Annotated in this window: 18 protein-coding genes; 12 read left to right on the top strand and 6 right to left on the bottom strand. The window is 66.8% G+C overall.

What is annotated here, in order from left to right; translation table 11 throughout:
- Positions 1 to 17: 17 nt before the first annotated feature.
- Complete coding sequence (cpaB, locus tag K3172_RS12540) at positions 18 to 1,166, bottom strand: Flp pilus assembly protein CpaB (RefSeq protein WP_221590523.1); 1,149 nt, start codon at positions 1,164 to 1,166, stop codon at positions 18 to 20.
- 93 nt (positions 1,167 to 1,259) lie between these two features.
- Complete coding sequence (locus tag K3172_RS12535) at positions 1,260 to 1,751, bottom strand: A24 family peptidase (protein WP_221590521.1); 492 nt, start codon at positions 1,749 to 1,751, stop codon at positions 1,260 to 1,262.
- A gap of 83 nt (positions 1,752 to 1,834) precedes the next feature.
- Between K3172_RS12535 and K3172_RS12530 the strand changes: the two genes are divergently transcribed.
- From K3172_RS12530 to K3172_RS12520, 3 genes are all read left to right on the top strand, one after another.
- On the top strand, positions 1,835 to 2,797 hold the full coding sequence (locus K3172_RS12530) for an alpha/beta hydrolase (protein WP_247718162.1): 963 nt from the start codon (positions 1,835 to 1,837) through the stop codon (positions 2,795 to 2,797).
- Positions 2,794 to 3,891 (top strand): NAD(P)/FAD-dependent oxidoreductase, encoded by a 1,098-nt coding sequence (locus tag K3172_RS12525; protein ID WP_221590519.1) that lies wholly within the window; start codon positions 2,794 to 2,796, stop codon positions 3,889 to 3,891. Before K3172_RS12530 ends, K3172_RS12525 begins: the two co-directional genes overlap by 4 nt.
- 67 nt (positions 3,892 to 3,958) lie before the next feature.
- Complete coding sequence (locus K3172_RS12520) at positions 3,959 to 4,135, top strand: YegP family protein (protein WP_221590517.1); 177 nt, start codon at positions 3,959 to 3,961, stop codon at positions 4,133 to 4,135.
- A 6-nt stretch (positions 4,136 to 4,141) separates the two neighbouring features.
- Here the strand turns inward: K3172_RS12520 and rnhA are convergent, their stop codons facing one another.
- Genes rnhA through ispH form a run of 3 tightly spaced genes read right to left on the bottom strand, consistent with a single transcriptional unit; the run spans position 4,142 to position 6,544 of the window.
- Positions 4,142 to 4,588 carry a ribonuclease HI gene (gene rnhA, locus K3172_RS12515; RefSeq protein ID WP_221590515.1) on the bottom strand — a complete coding sequence of 149 codons (447 nt, stop codon included), beginning with the start codon at positions 4,586 to 4,588 and terminating at the stop codon, positions 4,142 to 4,144.
- A complete protein-coding gene (gene thrB / locus K3172_RS12510; protein ID WP_221590513.1) occupies positions 4,585 to 5,559 on the bottom strand; it encodes a homoserine kinase in 975 nt (324 codons plus the stop codon). The genes rnhA and thrB overlap by 4 nt, the downstream gene beginning before the upstream one ends.
- Before the next feature lies 1 nt (position 5,560).
- Positions 5,561 to 6,544 (bottom strand): 4-hydroxy-3-methylbut-2-enyl diphosphate reductase, encoded by a 984-nt coding sequence (gene ispH / locus K3172_RS12505; RefSeq protein WP_221590511.1) that lies wholly within the window; start codon positions 6,542 to 6,544, stop codon positions 5,561 to 5,563.
- A 97-nt stretch (positions 6,545 to 6,641) separates the two neighbouring features.
- On the opposite strand from ispH, the gene K3172_RS12500 reads away from it, so the two are divergent.
- The 9 genes from K3172_RS12500 (at position 6,642) to tatC (ending at position 13,839) form a co-directional block, all read left to right on the top strand.
- Entirely contained in the window at positions 6,642 to 7,292 is a 651-nt protein-coding gene (locus K3172_RS12500; RefSeq protein WP_221590510.1) for a hypothetical protein, read from the top strand.
- A gap of 38 nt (positions 7,293 to 7,330) precedes the next feature.
- Positions 7,331 to 9,070 carry an arginine--tRNA ligase gene (gene argS / locus K3172_RS12495; protein ID WP_221590508.1) on the top strand — a complete coding sequence of 580 codons (1,740 nt, stop codon included), beginning with the start codon at positions 7,331 to 7,333 and terminating at the stop codon, positions 9,068 to 9,070.
- A gap of 2 nt (positions 9,071 to 9,072) precedes the next feature.
- Entirely contained in the window at positions 9,073 to 9,777 is a 705-nt protein-coding gene (locus K3172_RS12490; protein WP_221590506.1) for an SPOR domain-containing protein, read from the top strand.
- A gap of 82 nt (positions 9,778 to 9,859) precedes the next feature.
- A complete protein-coding gene (gene nagZ / locus K3172_RS12485) occupies positions 9,860 to 10,882 on the top strand; it encodes a beta-N-acetylhexosaminidase (protein WP_221590504.1) in 1,023 nt (340 codons plus the stop codon).
- Entirely contained in the window at positions 10,879 to 11,688 is an 810-nt protein-coding gene (locus K3172_RS12480) for a segregation and condensation protein A (RefSeq protein ID WP_221590502.1), read from the top strand. Before nagZ ends, K3172_RS12480 begins: the two co-directional genes overlap by 4 nt.
- Positions 11,681 to 12,289 (top strand): SMC-Scp complex subunit ScpB, encoded by a 609-nt coding sequence (gene scpB / locus K3172_RS12475; protein WP_221590499.1) that lies wholly within the window; start codon positions 11,681 to 11,683, stop codon positions 12,287 to 12,289. The genes K3172_RS12480 and scpB overlap by 8 nt, the downstream gene beginning before the upstream one ends.
- Before the next feature lie 59 nt (positions 12,290 to 12,348).
- Positions 12,349 to 12,579 (top strand): twin-arginine translocase TatA/TatE family subunit, encoded by a 231-nt coding sequence (tatA, locus tag K3172_RS12470; RefSeq protein ID WP_221590497.1) that lies wholly within the window; start codon positions 12,349 to 12,351, stop codon positions 12,577 to 12,579.
- A 23-nt stretch (positions 12,580 to 12,602) separates the two neighbouring features.
- The gene (gene tatB / locus K3172_RS12465; RefSeq protein WP_221590495.1) at positions 12,603 to 13,037 is read left to right on the top strand and encodes a Sec-independent protein translocase protein TatB; all 435 of its coding nucleotides are present in this window, start codon (positions 12,603 to 12,605) and stop codon (positions 13,035 to 13,037) included.
- A 1-nt stretch (position 13,038) separates the two neighbouring features.
- On the top strand, positions 13,039 to 13,839 hold the full coding sequence (gene tatC / locus K3172_RS12460) for a twin-arginine translocase subunit TatC (RefSeq protein WP_221590493.1): 801 nt from the start codon (positions 13,039 to 13,041) through the stop codon (positions 13,837 to 13,839).
- Here the strand turns inward: tatC and K3172_RS12455 are convergent.
- Complete coding sequence (locus K3172_RS12455; protein ID WP_221590490.1) at positions 13,824 to 15,473, bottom strand: amidohydrolase; 1,650 nt, start codon at positions 15,471 to 15,473, stop codon at positions 13,824 to 13,826. The genes tatC and K3172_RS12455 overlap by 16 nt on opposite strands.
- Between the last annotated feature and the right edge of the window lie 66 nt (positions 15,474 to 15,539).

Below are 15,539 nucleotides of genomic sequence, written 5' to 3'. Positions count from 1 at the left end.
TGTCTTGACTGAGCTGATCACCGGACCACCGTTGCACCGGCCGCGGGAACGGTGCGCGAAGCGTCGTCCATCCCCTGGGCCTGGGCCTTCACGGCTGCGGACATCATCTGTTCGAAAATCGACGGTTCACGCGTGGCGGGCGCAACGGCGCTGCCGTTCGGACCGATCGCGACGGTTTCGGTCTGCTTGCCGCGGGTGACGCTGACGGTCGGGCCCTTGTGCTGGACCGTGCGGCCGCCGAAGATGTCGGCCGGCGAAACCTGAGCGCGGTCACCGCCACCGCCGCCACCCTGGGGCGGAACCGTCCGGCGCTGGAAGCGCGACACATCGCCACCGGTCACGAAGCTCCCCTTCGAATCGTCGGGACGGGCCATGGCTTCGCGCAGCAGCTTCTCTTCTTCTTCGGGCGTCGCATTGTCCGGGATGGACACGTCACCAGATGCGATGGCGCGTTCCAGTTCGCTCTGGTTGTCGGCCAGCGAACGCAGCGAGAGGCTGAGCGTGCCGATGGTCTGGGCGACGGCGATCTTCTCGGCGATGACCGGGGTCACCTCGAGCGTCACGGCGCGGAAGGGCTTCACGACGGTCGAGCCGTCCTCGGCAGTTTCCGACACGGTCGACTGGTCGGTGGCCAGCACGCGAAGGTTACGCAGGATGGTTTCCGACGTCTTCAGGCTGCTGCCTTCGCCGCTGATGGTCTGGGTCAGCACCATGTCGACACGGTCGCCCGGGAAGACGAAGCCCGCGACGCCGGACTGGGCCGAGACCGGAACGGTGATCGCACGCATGCCAGGTGTAAGGGCGGCAGCGAGGAAGCCGCGATCGCCGGGCGCGACGAGCGAGCCCTGGGTCACCGGTTCGCCGGCCGTGATCGGATGCCGCACCACGGTGCCGATCAGCTTGGACATGTCCGCTTCGCCGTCGAGGAAGTAGGCGTCCTGCACCAGTTCTTCCGGCCACAACTGGAAGTTGATGGCGTCTGCGGTAATGATCGTACCCACCGGCAGCGCACGCTGCGCGACGAGAACCTTGGGTCCCTGCGGTTCGACCTGCGCAGCTTCGGCCTGCGGTGCCGATGCACCTGCAAACATGCTCCGAGCAACCAGTGCCGTGCCGATCGCGACGATCAGTGCACCCACCAGCAGAACCAGCTTCTTCCTGTCCATGGCTGTCTAGCCCCCTAGTATGGCCCGCTTAAAATCCTTGTGCGGGCAAGTATGGTTTCACGGCATAAGGCCGAATTGGTTAAAATCGGGTTTTCAAAGCATTCCCGAAACGGCAGGCATCTGGCCGAGCGGTTCGGTGCCGAGCACCCAGAGCGCCGCGATGGCGATCGCGACGCCGTAGGGAATGGCGATCCGGTCCTTGCGGCGGCGAATGATGTGCGCGGCGCCGAAGAGGACCGTCAGCACGCCGCCGACGATGGCCATGATCACCACGAGCTTGAGAAACGGCAGCGGCGGGATCCACAGCGCGAGCGCGGTGAGCAGCTTGACGTCGCCGCCGCCCATCTGGCGGATCGCGAACAGGACGCAGCAGATCGCGAAGACCAGCGCAGCGAAGCCCACCTGCCAGACGACGCCGGGCCAGAGCGAGACACCGCTGGCCCACCACCACAGCGGGGCGGCCAGCGCGATGCCCGCGTTGAGGCGGTTGCCGATCTGGCGGCTCCTCAAGTCGGTGAACGCCGCCACGACCAGCGCAATTGCCAAGGCGCCGAGCAATACGTAGGTGAATTCGATACCGGCCATGATGCCCCCGACAATTCCTTTCGAGGGGGCGGTCTACAGACCATGGCTTACCAAACAGTAACCATAGCGGAGCGCAGCTAGCCTTGGACCAGCCCGTCATTCCTTCGATCGATCGCCGCGCGATCCCGCCAGCCGCCACCGAAACCACATGGACGGCCGGCGACGGACACGTGCTGCGCCGGATCGACTGGCCCGCCGCTGCAACCCCGCGCGGTTCGATCCTGTTCTTTCCTGGGCGTGGGGATTTCTACGAGAAATATTTCGAAACGCTCGAGGAGTGGCACCGCGCCGGCTGGCGGGTCACGGCTGCGGACTGGCGCGGACAGGCCGGCTCGGGCCGCTTCGGTGACGATGCCGTGACCGGCCATATCGACGATTTCGGGCAATGGGTGGGCGACCTTGCCGAGCTCTGGCAGGAGTGGAAGGCGAATACGCCGGGCCCGCACGTGCTCTCCGGCCATTCGATGGGCGGGCATATCGTCATGCGGGCGCTGGTGGAAAAGGCGGTCGATCCGGACGCGGTCGTGCTGAGCGCGCCGATGCTGGGCATGTCCGGCCCGCCGCTGCCGCTCGCACTCCTGCAGGGTGTCGCAAAGGTTATGACCATGGTGGGCAAGCCTGCACGACCGGCGTGGAAATGGAGCGAGAAGCCGGGCGAAATCCCGGCGCGCCGGCGCGACCTGCTGAGCCATGATGGCGAGCGCTATGCCGACGAGCTGTGGTGGCGGGAAAAGCGTCCCGAGCTGGTCATGGGCCCGGGCAGCTGGGGCTGGGTCGAGCGCGCCTATGCCTCGACCCGTGTGCTGGAAGCCAGGGGAGCCATGGAGGCGGTCGATGTGCCGGTACTGATCGTCTCGACCGCGAACGACAAGCTTGTCAGCCATGAGGCCGCGGTGCGCGCGTCCGAACGCCTGCCCAATGGCGAGCTGCTCGCCTTCGGCAAGGAAGCCCATCACGAGATCCTGCGCGAGGTGGATGCGGTGCGCGATCGTGCGATGGCCGGAATCGCGGAATTCCTGGACCGGGTCGCCCCGCCGCAGCCGTGACCACGTTCGATTTCGCCATCGTCGGTGCCGGGATCGCCGGGGCCAGCCTCGCTGCGGAACTCGCGGCGACGGGTGCTCGGGTTGTCCTGCTGGAGGCGGAGGACCGTCCGGGCTACCATGCCACCGGACGCTCGGCGGCGTTCTGGGAAGAATGCTATGGCGGGCCGGGGATCGTTCCGCTGACGCTGGCGTCCGGCCCGTACCTGCGGGACGGCGGTTTCCTGACCGGTCGCGGTGCCCTTTATATCGGGCGGGACGAGCAGGCGGCGCAACTCGACGATTTCGTCGGGACTTTCGGCGGGACGGGTGTGACCATCGAGCGTCTCGGTCGAGCGGGGCTGGAAGCTCACCTGCCGGGCCTGCAGCCGGGATGGACGGGTGCCATCTGGGAGCCGGCCTGTGCGGATATCGACGTCGCGGCGCTGCATCAACACTATCTGGCGATGGCCAAGCGCGGCGGCGCCGAATTGCAGTGCCGTTTTCGCGTCGTCCGCGCCGAACGCACGGACGATGCCTGGCAAATCGATAGCGAGCGCGGGGACCGCGTTGCCGCAACCGCCCTCGTCAATGCGGCAGGCGCGTGGGCGGATCAGCTGGCGCAAGCCGCGGGCGCCAGGCCGCTCGGCATCACGCCCCTGCGCCGCACGGTCGTGCAACTGCGGGTCGAACCGGAGGCGCCGCGCGACCTCCCGCTCGTGCTCGACATCGGCGGGGCCTTCTACTTCAAGCCCGAATCCGGCCGAGTGTGGCTCAGCCCGCATGACGAGGTGCCGAGCGCGCCCTGCGACGCCGTGCCCGAGGAACTGGCCATCGCCGAGGCTATCGACCGCTTCGAACAGGTCGTCGATTGGCGGGTGCTGGCCGTCGAGCGCAAATGGGCGGGGCTGCGCAGCTTCGCGCCCGACCGACGACCGGTCTATGGCTGGGATACCGGCGTCGAAGGATTCGGCTGGTTCGCCGGGCAGGGGGGCTTCGGCATCCAGACTTCCCCCGCAGCGGCGCGGCTGGCCGCACAAGTTTTTACAGCTGCTCCGCTTGACGGCATGACGCGCGATCTCGATGCCGAGCATTATTCACCGGCCCGCTTCGACTAGCCAAGCCTGCATCATTTGTTAGGGTGTGCCGGGTTGTTTCGAGATTTCAAGAAGGGAGACGCGATCGATGGCGCATCATTTCAAGATCAAGCAGAACAAGAAGGGCGAATACGTCGCCTACTTCATGTACAACTCGGAAACGATGTTCTGGACCGAGGGCTACAGCTCCAAGGCCAGCGCCAAGAAGGCGATCGAATCGATCAAGAAGAACGGCCCGGGCGCAGAAACCGTCGACGAAAGCTGACCGTACCTAGGCTGAGCCGGCGGCGATGCGATCGGCAGCGTCGCTGGCCAGCCTGTCCACCCGCTCGTTCTCGATGTGGCCGTTGTGGCCCTTCACCCAGTTCCAGGATACCTGGTGGCGCGCGGTCAGTTCGATCAGATCGTGCCACAATTCGGCATTGCGGACCGGCTTCTTGCTGGCGTTGACCCAGCCGTTCTTCTTCCAGCCGTGGACCCACTTGGTGATCCCGTCGACCAGGTACTTGCTGTCGGTATAGAGCTCGACCTCGCAGGGTTCGATCAGCGCAGAAAGGCCACGGATCGCCGCCGTCATTTCCATGCGATTGTTCGTCGTCTCGGGTTCGCCACCGGACATTTCCTTCTCGTGCCGCCCCATCCGGAGCAGCGCGCCCCAGCCGCCGGGACCGGGGTTGCCCTTGCAGGCGCCATCGGTGAACAGTTCGACCTTCTTCATGCGAACAGCCCTTCGCCATTCGCGCGGTAGAATTGCAAGCGGCGGACGAAATCCATCGGGTCCTTGCGGACGACCAGTGCATCGGCCGGGGTGAACACCCAGTCATAGGCGCGCGAAGACACGAAGCGCATGCAGGCCCCGCGCGCGAGCACGGGCAGGACGGCCCGTTCGGCCGGGCTCAGTGCTCGGCCCGAAGCGTATCCCGCGAGCAGCGCATCGCTGATATCTTCGCGAAAGGTGCGTCCACCGGGGCTGAAGCACCACGCCGCGTGGGTCACCGCGAGATCGTAGGCGAAGAAGTCCTCGGCTGCGAAATAGAAGTCGATCAGGCCCGATACCCGATCGCCGAGCATCAGGACGTTGTCGGGAAAGAGGTCGCAATGGACCACGCCCCTCGCCAATTCGCCGGGCCACGCGCCCGAAAGGAACGCGAGTTCCCCGAACGCGATCTGGGGCAGCTGCGGGTCGATGGCCGCCAGCCGTTCTGCGCCGCATTCGGCGATCAGGCGGTCCCATTCGGCGATGCCCATCGTCTGGGCGCCCGACTGCGGGAAATCGCTAACGGCACCATGCAGCTGCGCCAGCGCCGCGCCGACCGCCTGCGCCTGCCCGGCGGTCGGGACATCGACAGAGACGCCCGGGAGGAATTCGATCAGGGCGACGGCCTTGTCGCCGACCATGCGATAGGCTGCGCCGTCCCGGTCGTGGATCGTGCGCGGGACCGGGCACCCCTTGGCCGAAAGGTGATCGAGCAGGCCGAGATAAAAGGGCAGCTGGCCGATATCGATCCGGTATTCGTACATCGTCAGGATGAAGCGCGCGCCCGCGCCATCGCTGCCGGTCGTCTCCACCAGCCAGTTCGAATTGGAGACGCCCTCGGCAATGCCCTTGGCCGAGACGAGTTCACCCACGTCATAGGCCGCGATCAGCTCCGCCAGAGCCTCCGCGCCGAGATGCGTGTAGACCGCCAAGCTACTCGGTCAGCTGCCGCGGCAGCTTGAAAACCATGTTTTCTTCCGCGGTCATCACCGTCTCTTCGGTCACGTTGCGCCATTCGGAAAGGCGGTCGACCACTTCGCGCACGAGCTTTTCGGGGGCAGAGGCGCCTGCGGTCAGGCCCAGTGTCCCCACCCCTTCGAGCCAGCTCGGATCGATCTCGTCCGCGCGCTGGATCAACCTTGCGTCGGTGCCGAGCCGCTCGGCCACCTCGACGAGACGGAGCGAGTTCGAGGAATTGGGCGCGCCGATCACCAGCACCAGGTCGCTGGCGGGCGCGATCCGCTTGACCGCTGCCTGCCGGTTGCTGGTGGCATAGCAGATATCCTCTGCCTTCGGCGCCACGATCCGCGGATAGCGCGCCTGCAGGGCCTCGACGAGTTCGCGGGTGTCATCGACCGACAAGGTGGTCTGGGTAAGGAACGACAGGTCGTCGTCATCGCCGAAGGGCAAATTCGCGACATCCTCGACCGTCTCGACCAGGGTAATCTGGCCCTCGGGCACCTGGCCCATAGTGCCGATCACTTCGGGATGGCCCGCGTGGCCGATGAAGAGGATGTGCTGGCCTTTCTCGATCTGGCGTTCGGCCTGGCGATGGACCTTACTGACCAGCGGGCAGGTGGCGTCGACATAGAGCAACTCGCGGCGCTGCGCCTCGGCCGGGACCGACTTGGGCACACCATGCGCGCTGAACACGACCGGCGCATCGTCGGGCACTTCGTCCAGCTCCTCGACGAAGATCGCGCCCTTTTCCTTCAGGCTGTCGACCACATAGCGATTGTGGACGATTTCGTGCCGGACATAGACCGGCGCGCCGTACTTCTCGAGCGCGCGCTCGACGATCTCGATCGCCCGGTCGACCCCGGCGCAAAAGCCGCGCGGCGCCGCGATGAGGAGCTTGAGCGGAAGGCGCGGATCGTTGCGGGAACCGGCAGCGGTGGATGGAAAGGGGGCATTCATGTCCCGCCCTCTAGCGCTTTCGTGCAGGCCAAGCTAGGGCGTCTCCGCGCCGGCCGGGCCGGATGAATTCGAATTTCGACAAGGGAATGAAAGCCGCATGATCAGCCGCAACCGCCTTTTCTCCGTGCTAGCCCTCGGACTGGCGCTCGCCGGATGCAGCCGCGAGGGTGAACTGGTCATCAATGAAGGCGTCGGCATCCAGGCGGTGCGCAGCGTCTGCCCGGCGGTGGGCATTCCCGACTACACCGGCGACATCACCACTTTCCGCAGCCCCGGTTCGACGACGCTGGCGGATCTCGACGTGACCGCGGCGATCACCAATGTCCGCTCGACCTGCGACGAAGGGGCCGAGCGCGTCTATACGCAGGCGACCTTCGACGTGCTCGCGCGCCGCACCGACACGCGCGGTGCGCGGACGGTAACCTTGCCGTATTTCGCCACCGTGCTGCGCGGCGGCAGCCAGGTCGTCACCAAGCGCGTCGGCCAGGTCACCCTGCAGTTCGCCGACGGGCAGGAGCGCGCGCAGGCCAGCGCCACTGCCGGTGCCTATGTAGACCGTACCGAAGCCACGTTGCCGGCCGACGTGCGCGAACAGATCACCCGCAAGCGCAAGGCCGGCGATCCCGACGCCGCGCTCGACCCGCTGGCCGATCCGGCGGTGCGGGCCGCGGTGCAACGCGCAACCTTCGAGTTGCTGGTCGGTTTCCAGCTCACCGAAGACCAGCTGCGCTACAACGCGACCCGCTGACCGCTTGCGAATCTGGCCCAATGGGCTAGGCGCGCCCTATGGCTGACATGCAGACACTTCACGCGGCCTTCGCGGCCCGGATCGATGCGGTATTGAACGCTCTCGAGCTGGAGGGGACGCTCCCGCCCGAGACGCCGCGCGCCAATGTGACGATAGAACCGCCGCGCGATCCCTCGCATGGCGACCTCGCGACCAACGCCGCGATGGTGCTGGCGAAGCAGGCGAAGACCAATCCGCGCGCACTGGCGGAACAGATCGTCGAGCACCTGAAGCGCGATCCCGACATCGTGGACGCCGAAATCGCCGGACCGGGCTTCATCAACCTGCGTCTGACGGACGACACCTGGCGCCGCGAACTTGCGGCCATTGCCGCCCTGGGCGCCGACTATGGCCGCTCGGCCATGGGCGCAGGGCGCACGGTCAATGTCGAGTATGTCTCGGCCAATCCCACCGGTCCGATGCACATGGGCCATTGCCGCGGCGCGGTGGTGGGCGATGCGCTCGCGGGCATGCTCGAATTCGTCGGGCACCGCGTGGTGCGCGAATATTACGTCAACGATGCGGGCAGCCAGGTGGACGTTCTCGCCCGCTCGGCGCACCTGCGGTACAAGGAAGCGCTGGGCGAGGACATCGGCGAGATTCCCTCCGGCCTGTACCCGGGCGAATACCTCAAGCCGGTCGGCGAAAAGCTCGCGCAGGAATTCGGCGAGGCGTACAGGGACGCACCCGAGAGCGAGTGGCTGGTGCTGTTTCGCGAGCGTGCCGTCGCCGCGATGATGGACATGATCCGCGAGGATCTGGCGCTGCTCGGCATCCATCACGACCTGTTCTCCTCCGAGGCCGAATTGCAGGCGGCGAAGAAACCTGAGGCCGCCGAAGCCTGGCTGCGTGAACGCGACCTCGTGTTCGATGGGGTGCTCGAAGCGCCCAAGGGCAAGGCCCCGCCGGAAGACTGGGAGCCGGTCGAGCTGCCGCTGTTCCGCTCAACGAAGTTCGGCGACGACCAGGATCGCCCGATAAAGAAGTCCGACGGGTCATGGACCTATTTCGGCGCCGACCTCGCCTACCATCTGCAGAAGGCGCAGGCTGCGGACGAGCTGATCGATATCTGGGGCGCCGACCACGCGGGCACGGTCAAGCGGATCAAGGCCGCCGTCGCCGCGCTCAGCGAAGGGCAGGGCAAGCCGATCCCCTTCGACGTGAAGCTGGTGCAGATGGTCCAGCTGATGAAGGGTGGCCAGCCGTTCAAGATGTCGAAGCGGGCGGGCAATTTCGTCACGCTCGCCGATGTCGTGGAGATGGTCGGCAAGGACGTGGTGCGCTTCACCATGCTCACCCGCAAGCCCGACGCGCAGATGGATTTCGACTTCGACAAGGTGGTCGAGGCATCGAAGGACAATCCGGTGTTCTATCTCCAGTATGCCCATGCGCGCATCCGCTCGACGCTGCGCAAGGCGGGCGTAGAGCCGTCGGGCGAACATCTCGACCGGCTCGGGGCGGATGAACTCGCGTTGGTGCGCGAAGCGGCGCAATTCCCGCGGGTTGTCGAATCCGCAGCCAAGGCGCGCGAGCCGCACCGTATTGCCTTCTTCCTCGGCGATCTGGCGGCCGCCTTCCACAGCTTCTGGAATGCGGGTAACGACGATACTTCGAAGCGGATCATCCAGGAAGGCGACGCCGAATTGACCGCGGCGCGGCTGTTCCTGGCCGATTCGATCGGGCAGGTGATCCGCAACGGCCTCGCCATTCTCGGGGTCGAAGCGGTCGAGGAGATGTGACCATGGCGGCTACGCCCTATGACAGCGACGATGCCTGGGACGACAGCGACCGGCTCGACCTTGCCGAGGACGAGAGCCTGCCGTGGCTCGAGGCCGGCGACGACGAGGACGCCGGCGGGGCGTTCGACACCTCCCGTATCGTGATGCTCGGCGTGCTCGCGCTGGTCGTGCTCGGCGTGGTGGTGGGCAGCATCTGGTTTCTCGGCCGCGCGACGAGCGACGAACCGCCGGCCGACGGCAGCCTGATCGCCGCGCCCGAGGAGCCGTACAAGACCCGGCCGGAGAACGAAGGCGGCAAGGTCTTCCCCGGCACGGGCGATACCAGCTTTGCCGTCGGCGAGGGGCAGACCCGCGAAGGCAGGCTGGCCGATCCGGCGCAGACGCCCGCCGGCCCGTCGATCGCCTCGACCGTGAACGAGGGCCAGCGCGTGCTCGACGATCCCGAGCCTGCCGCGGCGACCGCCCCGCAGGCGGGCGGTGTGGCGGTGCAGGTCGGTGCTTTTCCGCGCCGCGAAGACGCCGAAGCCGCATGGACAAACCTGACGCGGCAGACCGAGGCGCTGAGCGGCTTCCGCCACCGCGTGGTCGAGGCCCGGGTCGATATTGGCAAGGTCTATCGCCTGCAGGCCGTGGCGGGCGATCGCGCGGCCGCCAACCGGCTGTGCAACGCGCTCAAGGCCGACGGTCTCGCCTGTTTCGTCAAGTAGCAGGACCGGACCGGCCCGATTTCCACACTTCACGCGGGAAGCGAGCTTGCCGCACCCCGCGAAAAACCCCAGTCTGCGCCCTATGACACCCGCCATTTTCGGCATTGCCGGCCTCGACCTCACGGCCGACGAACGGGCCTTCTTCAAGGAGGCCGATCCGGCGGGCTACATCCTGTTCGCGCGCAATTGCGACAATCGCGAACAGCTTCGCCGCCTGACCGATGACTTGCGCGCCATCCATGGCCGCGATCGCCTGATCGTCTCGATCGACCAGGAGGGTGGCCGCGTCGTGCGGATGAAGTCGCCCGAATGGCCGCGCTACCCGGCGGGCGAGGCCTTCGCCAGGCTCTACCATATCGCGCCTGCCTCGGCGATCGAGGCCGCGCGGCTCAATGCCGAGGCGATGGGCCGCGAACTCGCGCTGGCGGGCATCAGCGTGGACTATCACGCCCCGTTCGACGTCCGCCGCCCTGAGACGGACGACGTGATCGGCGACCGCGCGCTCGGCAGCGAACCGATGCAGGTCGCGGCGCTCGGTCGCGCGGTGCTCGACGGGCTCGGCAAGGCGGGCGTGGTCGGCTGCCTCAAGCACATGCCGGGTCACGGGCGCGCGACGGTGGACAGCCACAAGGAACTGCCCCGCGTCGAGGCCAGCGTGGAGGAGCTCGAGACCGATATCGAGCCGTTCCGCACGCTCTCCTCGCACCCGCTCGGCATGAGCGCGCATATCGTCTTCGACGCCTGGGACGCGGCCAATCCGGCGACGCTGTCCGAAACTGTGATCGCCGGGGTCATCCGCAAGCAGATCGGCTTCGACGGGCTCCTGCTGACCGACGATATCGACATGCAGGCGCTCGCTGGCACCATCCCCGAACGCGCGGAAAAGGCACTCGCCGCAGGGTGCGACATCGTGCTCAACTGCTGGGCGAAGCTCGACGACATGGCGGGGATCGTCGAACGCTGCGCCTCAATGTCGGCGACCACTGCCGCACGCCTCGAACGCGTCCACGCGGCCATGGGCGAGCCGATGGACGGCCCGCCGACCGACGAGCTTCTCGCCACCCGCGACGCTTTGCTGGCGGTGGCGCAGGGGGCGGCAGCGTGACCAGCGACGGCCTGCTGTTCAGCGAACCGGCCGCCGAGGACGATTGGGACGGCATCGCGGCCGAAACCAGGGTCGACGAGAACGCGCTCTATCTCGAGCTCGACGGTTGGGAAGGCCCGCTCGACCTGTTGCTCGACCTTGCGCGGCGGCAGAAGGTCGACCTGCGCTCGATTTCGATCCTCGCGCTGGTCGACCAGTATCTCGGCTATATCGAACGCGCCGAGGCGCTGAAGCTCGAGCTGGCGGCTGACTACCTCGTGATGGCGGCATGGCTCGCCTATCTCAAATCCGCCATGCTGCTGCCCAAGGAGGAGCAGGAGGACCCGAGCCCCGAAGAGCTGGCGCTCAAGCTGCAGTTGCGCCTCCAGCGTCTGGGCGCAATGCGCGACGCGGCGGCACGCCTGATGGGCGGCAATCGCATCGGCCGCGACGTCTTCCTGCGCGGCGCCCCCGAAGGCCTCGAAATCGCGCGCAAGACGCTCTGGCACTCGGACCAGTTCGCCCTGATCGAAGCCTATGGCCGCGTGAAGGCGCGCACGGCCCCCGCGATCCACATGGTCCGCGAACGCCCCGTGATGACGCTCGAATCGGCGCTCGACCGTGTATCGCACATGCTCGGCGTCACGCTCGACTGGATGGAGCTGCGGAGCTTCCTTCCGCCGCACGCCGAACCACGCCTGCGCAAGTCGGCACTCGCTTCCAGCTTCGTCGCCGCGCTCGAACTGGCGCGTCTCGGCAAGGCCGAACTGCAGCAGGAAGAGACATTCGGCCCGCTCCACCTGCGCCGGGCGACCGCGCATGGATGAACTCGCCCGCGCCGTCGAGGCTGCGCTGTTCGCGACGGAAGAACCGATGACGGCGGAAGCGCTGGCGAGCTTCCTCGGGGATGCCGCCCCGGGCGATGTTCGCGAGGCGCTGAAAGAACTCTCCGAATTCTACGGCGAACGCGGCGTCCGCGTAGTCGAGCGCGGCAAGCGCTGGCATTTCGAGACCGCGCCAGATCTTGCCCACCTGCTCCGCCGCGAGAAGGAACAGGTGCGCCGCCTGAGCCGCGCGGCGACCGAGGTACTCGCCATCATCGCCTATCTCGAACCCGTGAGCCGCGCGGAAATCGAGGCGATCCGCGGCGTGCAGACCAGCGGCGGCACGCTCGACGTGCTGATGGAAGCGGGCTGGGTGAAGATCGCCGGCCGGCGCGAAGTGCCGGGCCGCCCGACGATCTATGCCACCACGGCCGAATTTCTCGACCATTTCGGCCTCACGAGCCGCAAGGATTTGCCCGGTATCGCCGAATTGCGCGCCACTGGCCTGCTCGACCCGGTCGAGGATGCCTACGAAGACCTCGTCGGCGAAACCGAGGCCGAGCGCGCCGCTGTCGACAGCGATGAGGCCGTCGAAGAGAGCTGACTGGCGCCGCCGCTCCGGCGCGCCTATATAGGCTGCACAGTTACGGAAAAGGTTTCACCATGTCGCTCGGTCCCTGGCAGCTCATCATCATCGCCATCGTCATCCTCGTCCTGTTCGGACGCGGCCGCATCTCCGAAATGATGGGCGATTTCGGCAAGGGTATCAAAAGCTTCAAGCAAGGCATGAACGAGGACGACGACAAGCCGGCAGCGCGCATCCAGCACGAAGCCAAGCCCGCCGACGAGGGCCTGTCAGAGAGCCAGGTCAAGTCGACCACCGACACCAAGTGATCCGCTGACGGCGGAGGCAGCCCATGTTCGATATCGGCGCGGCCGAACTGCTGGTGATCGTCGTGGTGGCGATCATCGTCATCGGCCCCAAGGACATGCCAAGGGCGATGCGCACGGCCGGTCGCTGGATCGGCAAGATCCGCCGCATGTCGAGCCACTTCCGCGCCGGTGTGGACGAGATGGTCCGCCAAGCCGAAATCCAGGACATGGAAGAAAAGTGGGCGGCACGTAACAAGGAAATCATGGCGAAATACCCGACCGGCAACGACGCTGCCGGCGGGGCGCCGGACAATCTGGTTCCGCCGCAGATGGAACCGCTCGACCCGGCGGACGCCGATACGGCGGCAGAGGCTGCGATCAAGCGGGCTGCCCCGGTGAAGGCCGCGGAGCATTCCCCTTCCGGGACCGACCAGCCCGGCTTGCCGCTCGACCCGCCACCGCCGCCAAAGGACGCATGAGATGGCGGTAATCAAGGATATCGACGAGACGCAGGCCCCGCTGCTCGATCACCTGCTCGAGCTGCGCGCCCGCCTCGTGCGCTGCATCATCGCACTGGTGATCGCCTTCGGCGTCTGCCTCTATTTCGCCGATCCGATACTCGGCTTCCTGATCCAGCCGCTCAAGGATGCTTTTCCCAACGGCCAGGGCCAGCTGATCTTCACCAAGCTCTACGAAGTGTTCTTCGTCGAACTGAAGGTGGCGCTGTTCGCCGGTTTCTGCCTCAGCTTCCCGATCATCGCTAACCAGCTCTGGGCGTTCATCGCGCCGGGTCTTTATGCGCGTGAGAAAAAGGCGTTCCTGCCGTTCCTGCTGGCGACACCGGTGCTGTTCACCGCCGGTGCGGCGCTCGCCTATTACGTCGTCATGCCGACCGCTTTTGCGTGGTTCCTCGGTTTCGAGGGCGAGGCGGGGGGCCTGAAGATCGAAGCCTTGCCGACCGCGAACGAATATCTCGGCCTCGTCATGCAGTTCATCCTCGCCTTCGGGATGAGCTTCCTGCTGCCGGTGCTGCTGCTGCTGTTGCATCGCGCGGGCATCGTCTCCCGCGCGCAGCTGGCCGGCGCGCGCCGTTACGTGATCGTCGGCATCCTGATCCTTGCGGCGGTCGTCACCCCGCCGGATCCCGGTTCGCAGCTCCTGCTTGCCATCCCGCTATTCCTGCTGTTCGAAGGTTCGCTGCTGCTGATGCGGCTGACCGAGCGGAAGCGGTCGCAGGAAACCGCGGCAGAAGAAGCCGAGAAGCCTCAGTCCGCGTCGTAGACCTTCCGGCCGCCGACCCAGGTTTCCAGCACCTTGGTCGCGCGCAGCTGCGCTGGCGTGGCCATCAGCGGATCGGTATCGACCAGCACGAAATCGGCCCGCTCGCCCGGTAGCAGGCGGCCGAAGCGCCCTTCCGCAAACCCGGCATAGGCGGCATCGCTGGTAAAGCCCGCCAACGCCTGTTCGCGGTTGACGCGGTCTTGCGGGCGCCAGCCGCCGAAGGGCTCGCCATTGACGTCCATCCGTGTCGAGGCGGCGGCGAGGCCGGCGAAGGGATCGGGCGATTCGACCGGCGCGTCGGATCCGAAGGCCAGCCGTCCGCCGAGCCCGAGGATCGTGTTCCAGGCATAGGCCCCGTCGAGCCGGTCTGCGCCCAGCCGCGCCTCGGCCATCAGCCGGTCGCTTGTCTGGTGCACCGGTTGCATGCTGGCGATGATGCCGTTCTGGCCGAACTTGGGCAGGTCCGCCGGATCGACGATCTGGGCATGCTCGATGCGCCAGCGCCGGTCGCCCGGGAAGCTCTCGGCAATCTCGCCGATCGCGTTCAGGGCTTCGGCATTGGCGGCGGTGCCGATGGCGTGGATCGCGGGCTGGAACTCGCCCTGCGCGGCACGCACGAGGATGTTGCGCAGCTGCGCCGGGGCGGTCAGCGGGAGGCCGGTGTTGCCCGGATCGTCGGCATAGGGCCGCTTGAGCCATGCCCCCCGGCTGCCGAGCGCGCCGTCGAGGTAGAGCTTCACCCCGTTCATCCGCAGTTTGTCGTCATAAAGCCAGGGCGAGGGGCGCGATCCTGCGATCAGCTCCATCTGGTCGGGCCCGGCGGCATAGGACATGATGCGCAGCGTCAGCGTGCCGCGATCGCCGGCGCGGCGGAAGGCCTGCCAGTCCTCGATGGTCGTGCCCATGTCGGCGGCGGCGGTGATGCCGAAGCTGTGCATGACGCGCTGCGCCTCGGCAAAGGCGAGGTCTCTTTCGACCGGGCGGGGGGCGGGGATTGCCTTGCGCATCAGCTCCTCGGCCGCATCGACGAAGACGCCCGAGGGTTGCTGCGAGCCGGGTAGGCGCTCGATCCGCCCGCCTGCCGGGGCCTTCGTGGCGGAGGTGATTCCCGCAGCTTCGAGCGCCAGCGTGTTGGCCCAGCCGGCATGCCCGTCGACCCGGTCGAGATAGACCGGGCGGTCGGAAACCGCGCTATCGAGCTCGGCAGCGGTCGGGAAACGGCCGAGCCCCCACTTTTCCTGGTTCCACCCGCGACCCAGTATCCACGGCCGCCCCTGGTTCTCCTGCGCAAAGGCGCGGATTTTCGCCAGCGCCTCGTCGAGCGAGGTCGTGTCCGACAGGTCCAGCGTCAGCGCCCCGATGCCGACGCCCATGACATGCGCATGCGCATCGATCAGGCCGGGGATCATCACGCGGCCCCGGCCATCCTCGCGAAAATCGGTCTGCGGCTTCTTGTCGCCATGCTCGAGCAGCTGCGCGACCTTGCCTTCGTCGTCGATCACGATCCCGGTGAAGCGCTTCACCTTGCCGTTCTCGTCGATTGTCAAACCTTCGACATTGTCGATCAGGACATCGGCGAGGGCCGGAGCGCTGACGGTCGTGGCGAGCAAGGCGGCAAGGAGTTTGAGCTTCATGTGCGGTCCCGTTGAATCAATTGTGCGTGCGATAAGGCATAGCTTGGCGCGGGCAAACCCTTTCCG

The sequence above is a fragment of the Qipengyuania proteolytica genome (assembly GCF_019711565.1).
Taxonomy (GTDB): domain Bacteria; phylum Pseudomonadota; class Alphaproteobacteria; order Sphingomonadales; family Sphingomonadaceae; genus Qipengyuania; species Qipengyuania proteolytica.
The sequence above is the reverse complement of the archived record's forward strand: the minus strand, read 5'-3'. Positions and strand labels throughout refer to the sequence as shown.

Coding starts and splice junctions, on each gene's coding strand:
- K3172_RS12490 (WP_221590506.1), top strand. CDS start 9,073: ATGGCGGCTACGCCCTATGACAGCGACGATGCCTGGGACGACAGCGAC.
- nagZ (WP_221590504.1), top strand. CDS start 9,860: ATGACACCCGCCATTTTCGGCATTGCCGGCCTCGACCTCACGGCCGAC.
- ispH (WP_221590511.1), bottom strand. CDS start 6,544: ATGAATGCCCCCTTTCCATCCACCGCTGCCGGTTCCCGCAACGATCCG.
- rnhA (WP_221590515.1), bottom strand. CDS start 4,588: ATGAAGAAGGTCGAACTGTTCACCGATGGCGCCTGCAAGGGCAACCCC.
- K3172_RS12535 (WP_221590521.1), bottom strand. CDS start 1,751: ATGGCCGGTATCGAATTCACCTACGTATTGCTCGGCGCCTTGGCAATT.
- scpB (WP_221590499.1), top strand. CDS start 11,681: ATGGATGAACTCGCCCGCGCCGTCGAGGCTGCGCTGTTCGCGACGGAA.
- tatC (WP_221590493.1), top strand. CDS start 13,039: ATGGCGGTAATCAAGGATATCGACGAGACGCAGGCCCCGCTGCTCGAT.
- K3172_RS12520 (WP_221590517.1), top strand. CDS start 3,959: ATGGCGCATCATTTCAAGATCAAGCAGAACAAGAAGGGCGAATACGTC.
- argS (WP_221590508.1), top strand. CDS start 7,331: ATGGCTGACATGCAGACACTTCACGCGGCCTTCGCGGCCCGGATCGAT.
- K3172_RS12500 (WP_221590510.1), top strand. CDS start 6,642: ATGATCAGCCGCAACCGCCTTTTCTCCGTGCTAGCCCTCGGACTGGCG.
- tatA (WP_221590497.1), top strand. CDS start 12,349: ATGTCGCTCGGTCCCTGGCAGCTCATCATCATCGCCATCGTCATCCTC.
- tatB (WP_221590495.1), top strand. CDS start 12,603: ATGTTCGATATCGGCGCGGCCGAACTGCTGGTGATCGTCGTGGTGGCG.
- K3172_RS12455 (WP_221590490.1), bottom strand. CDS start 15,473: ATGAAGCTCAAACTCCTTGCCGCCTTGCTCGCCACGACCGTCAGCGCT.
- cpaB (WP_221590523.1), bottom strand. CDS start 1,166: ATGGACAGGAAGAAGCTGGTTCTGCTGGTGGGTGCACTGATCGTCGCG.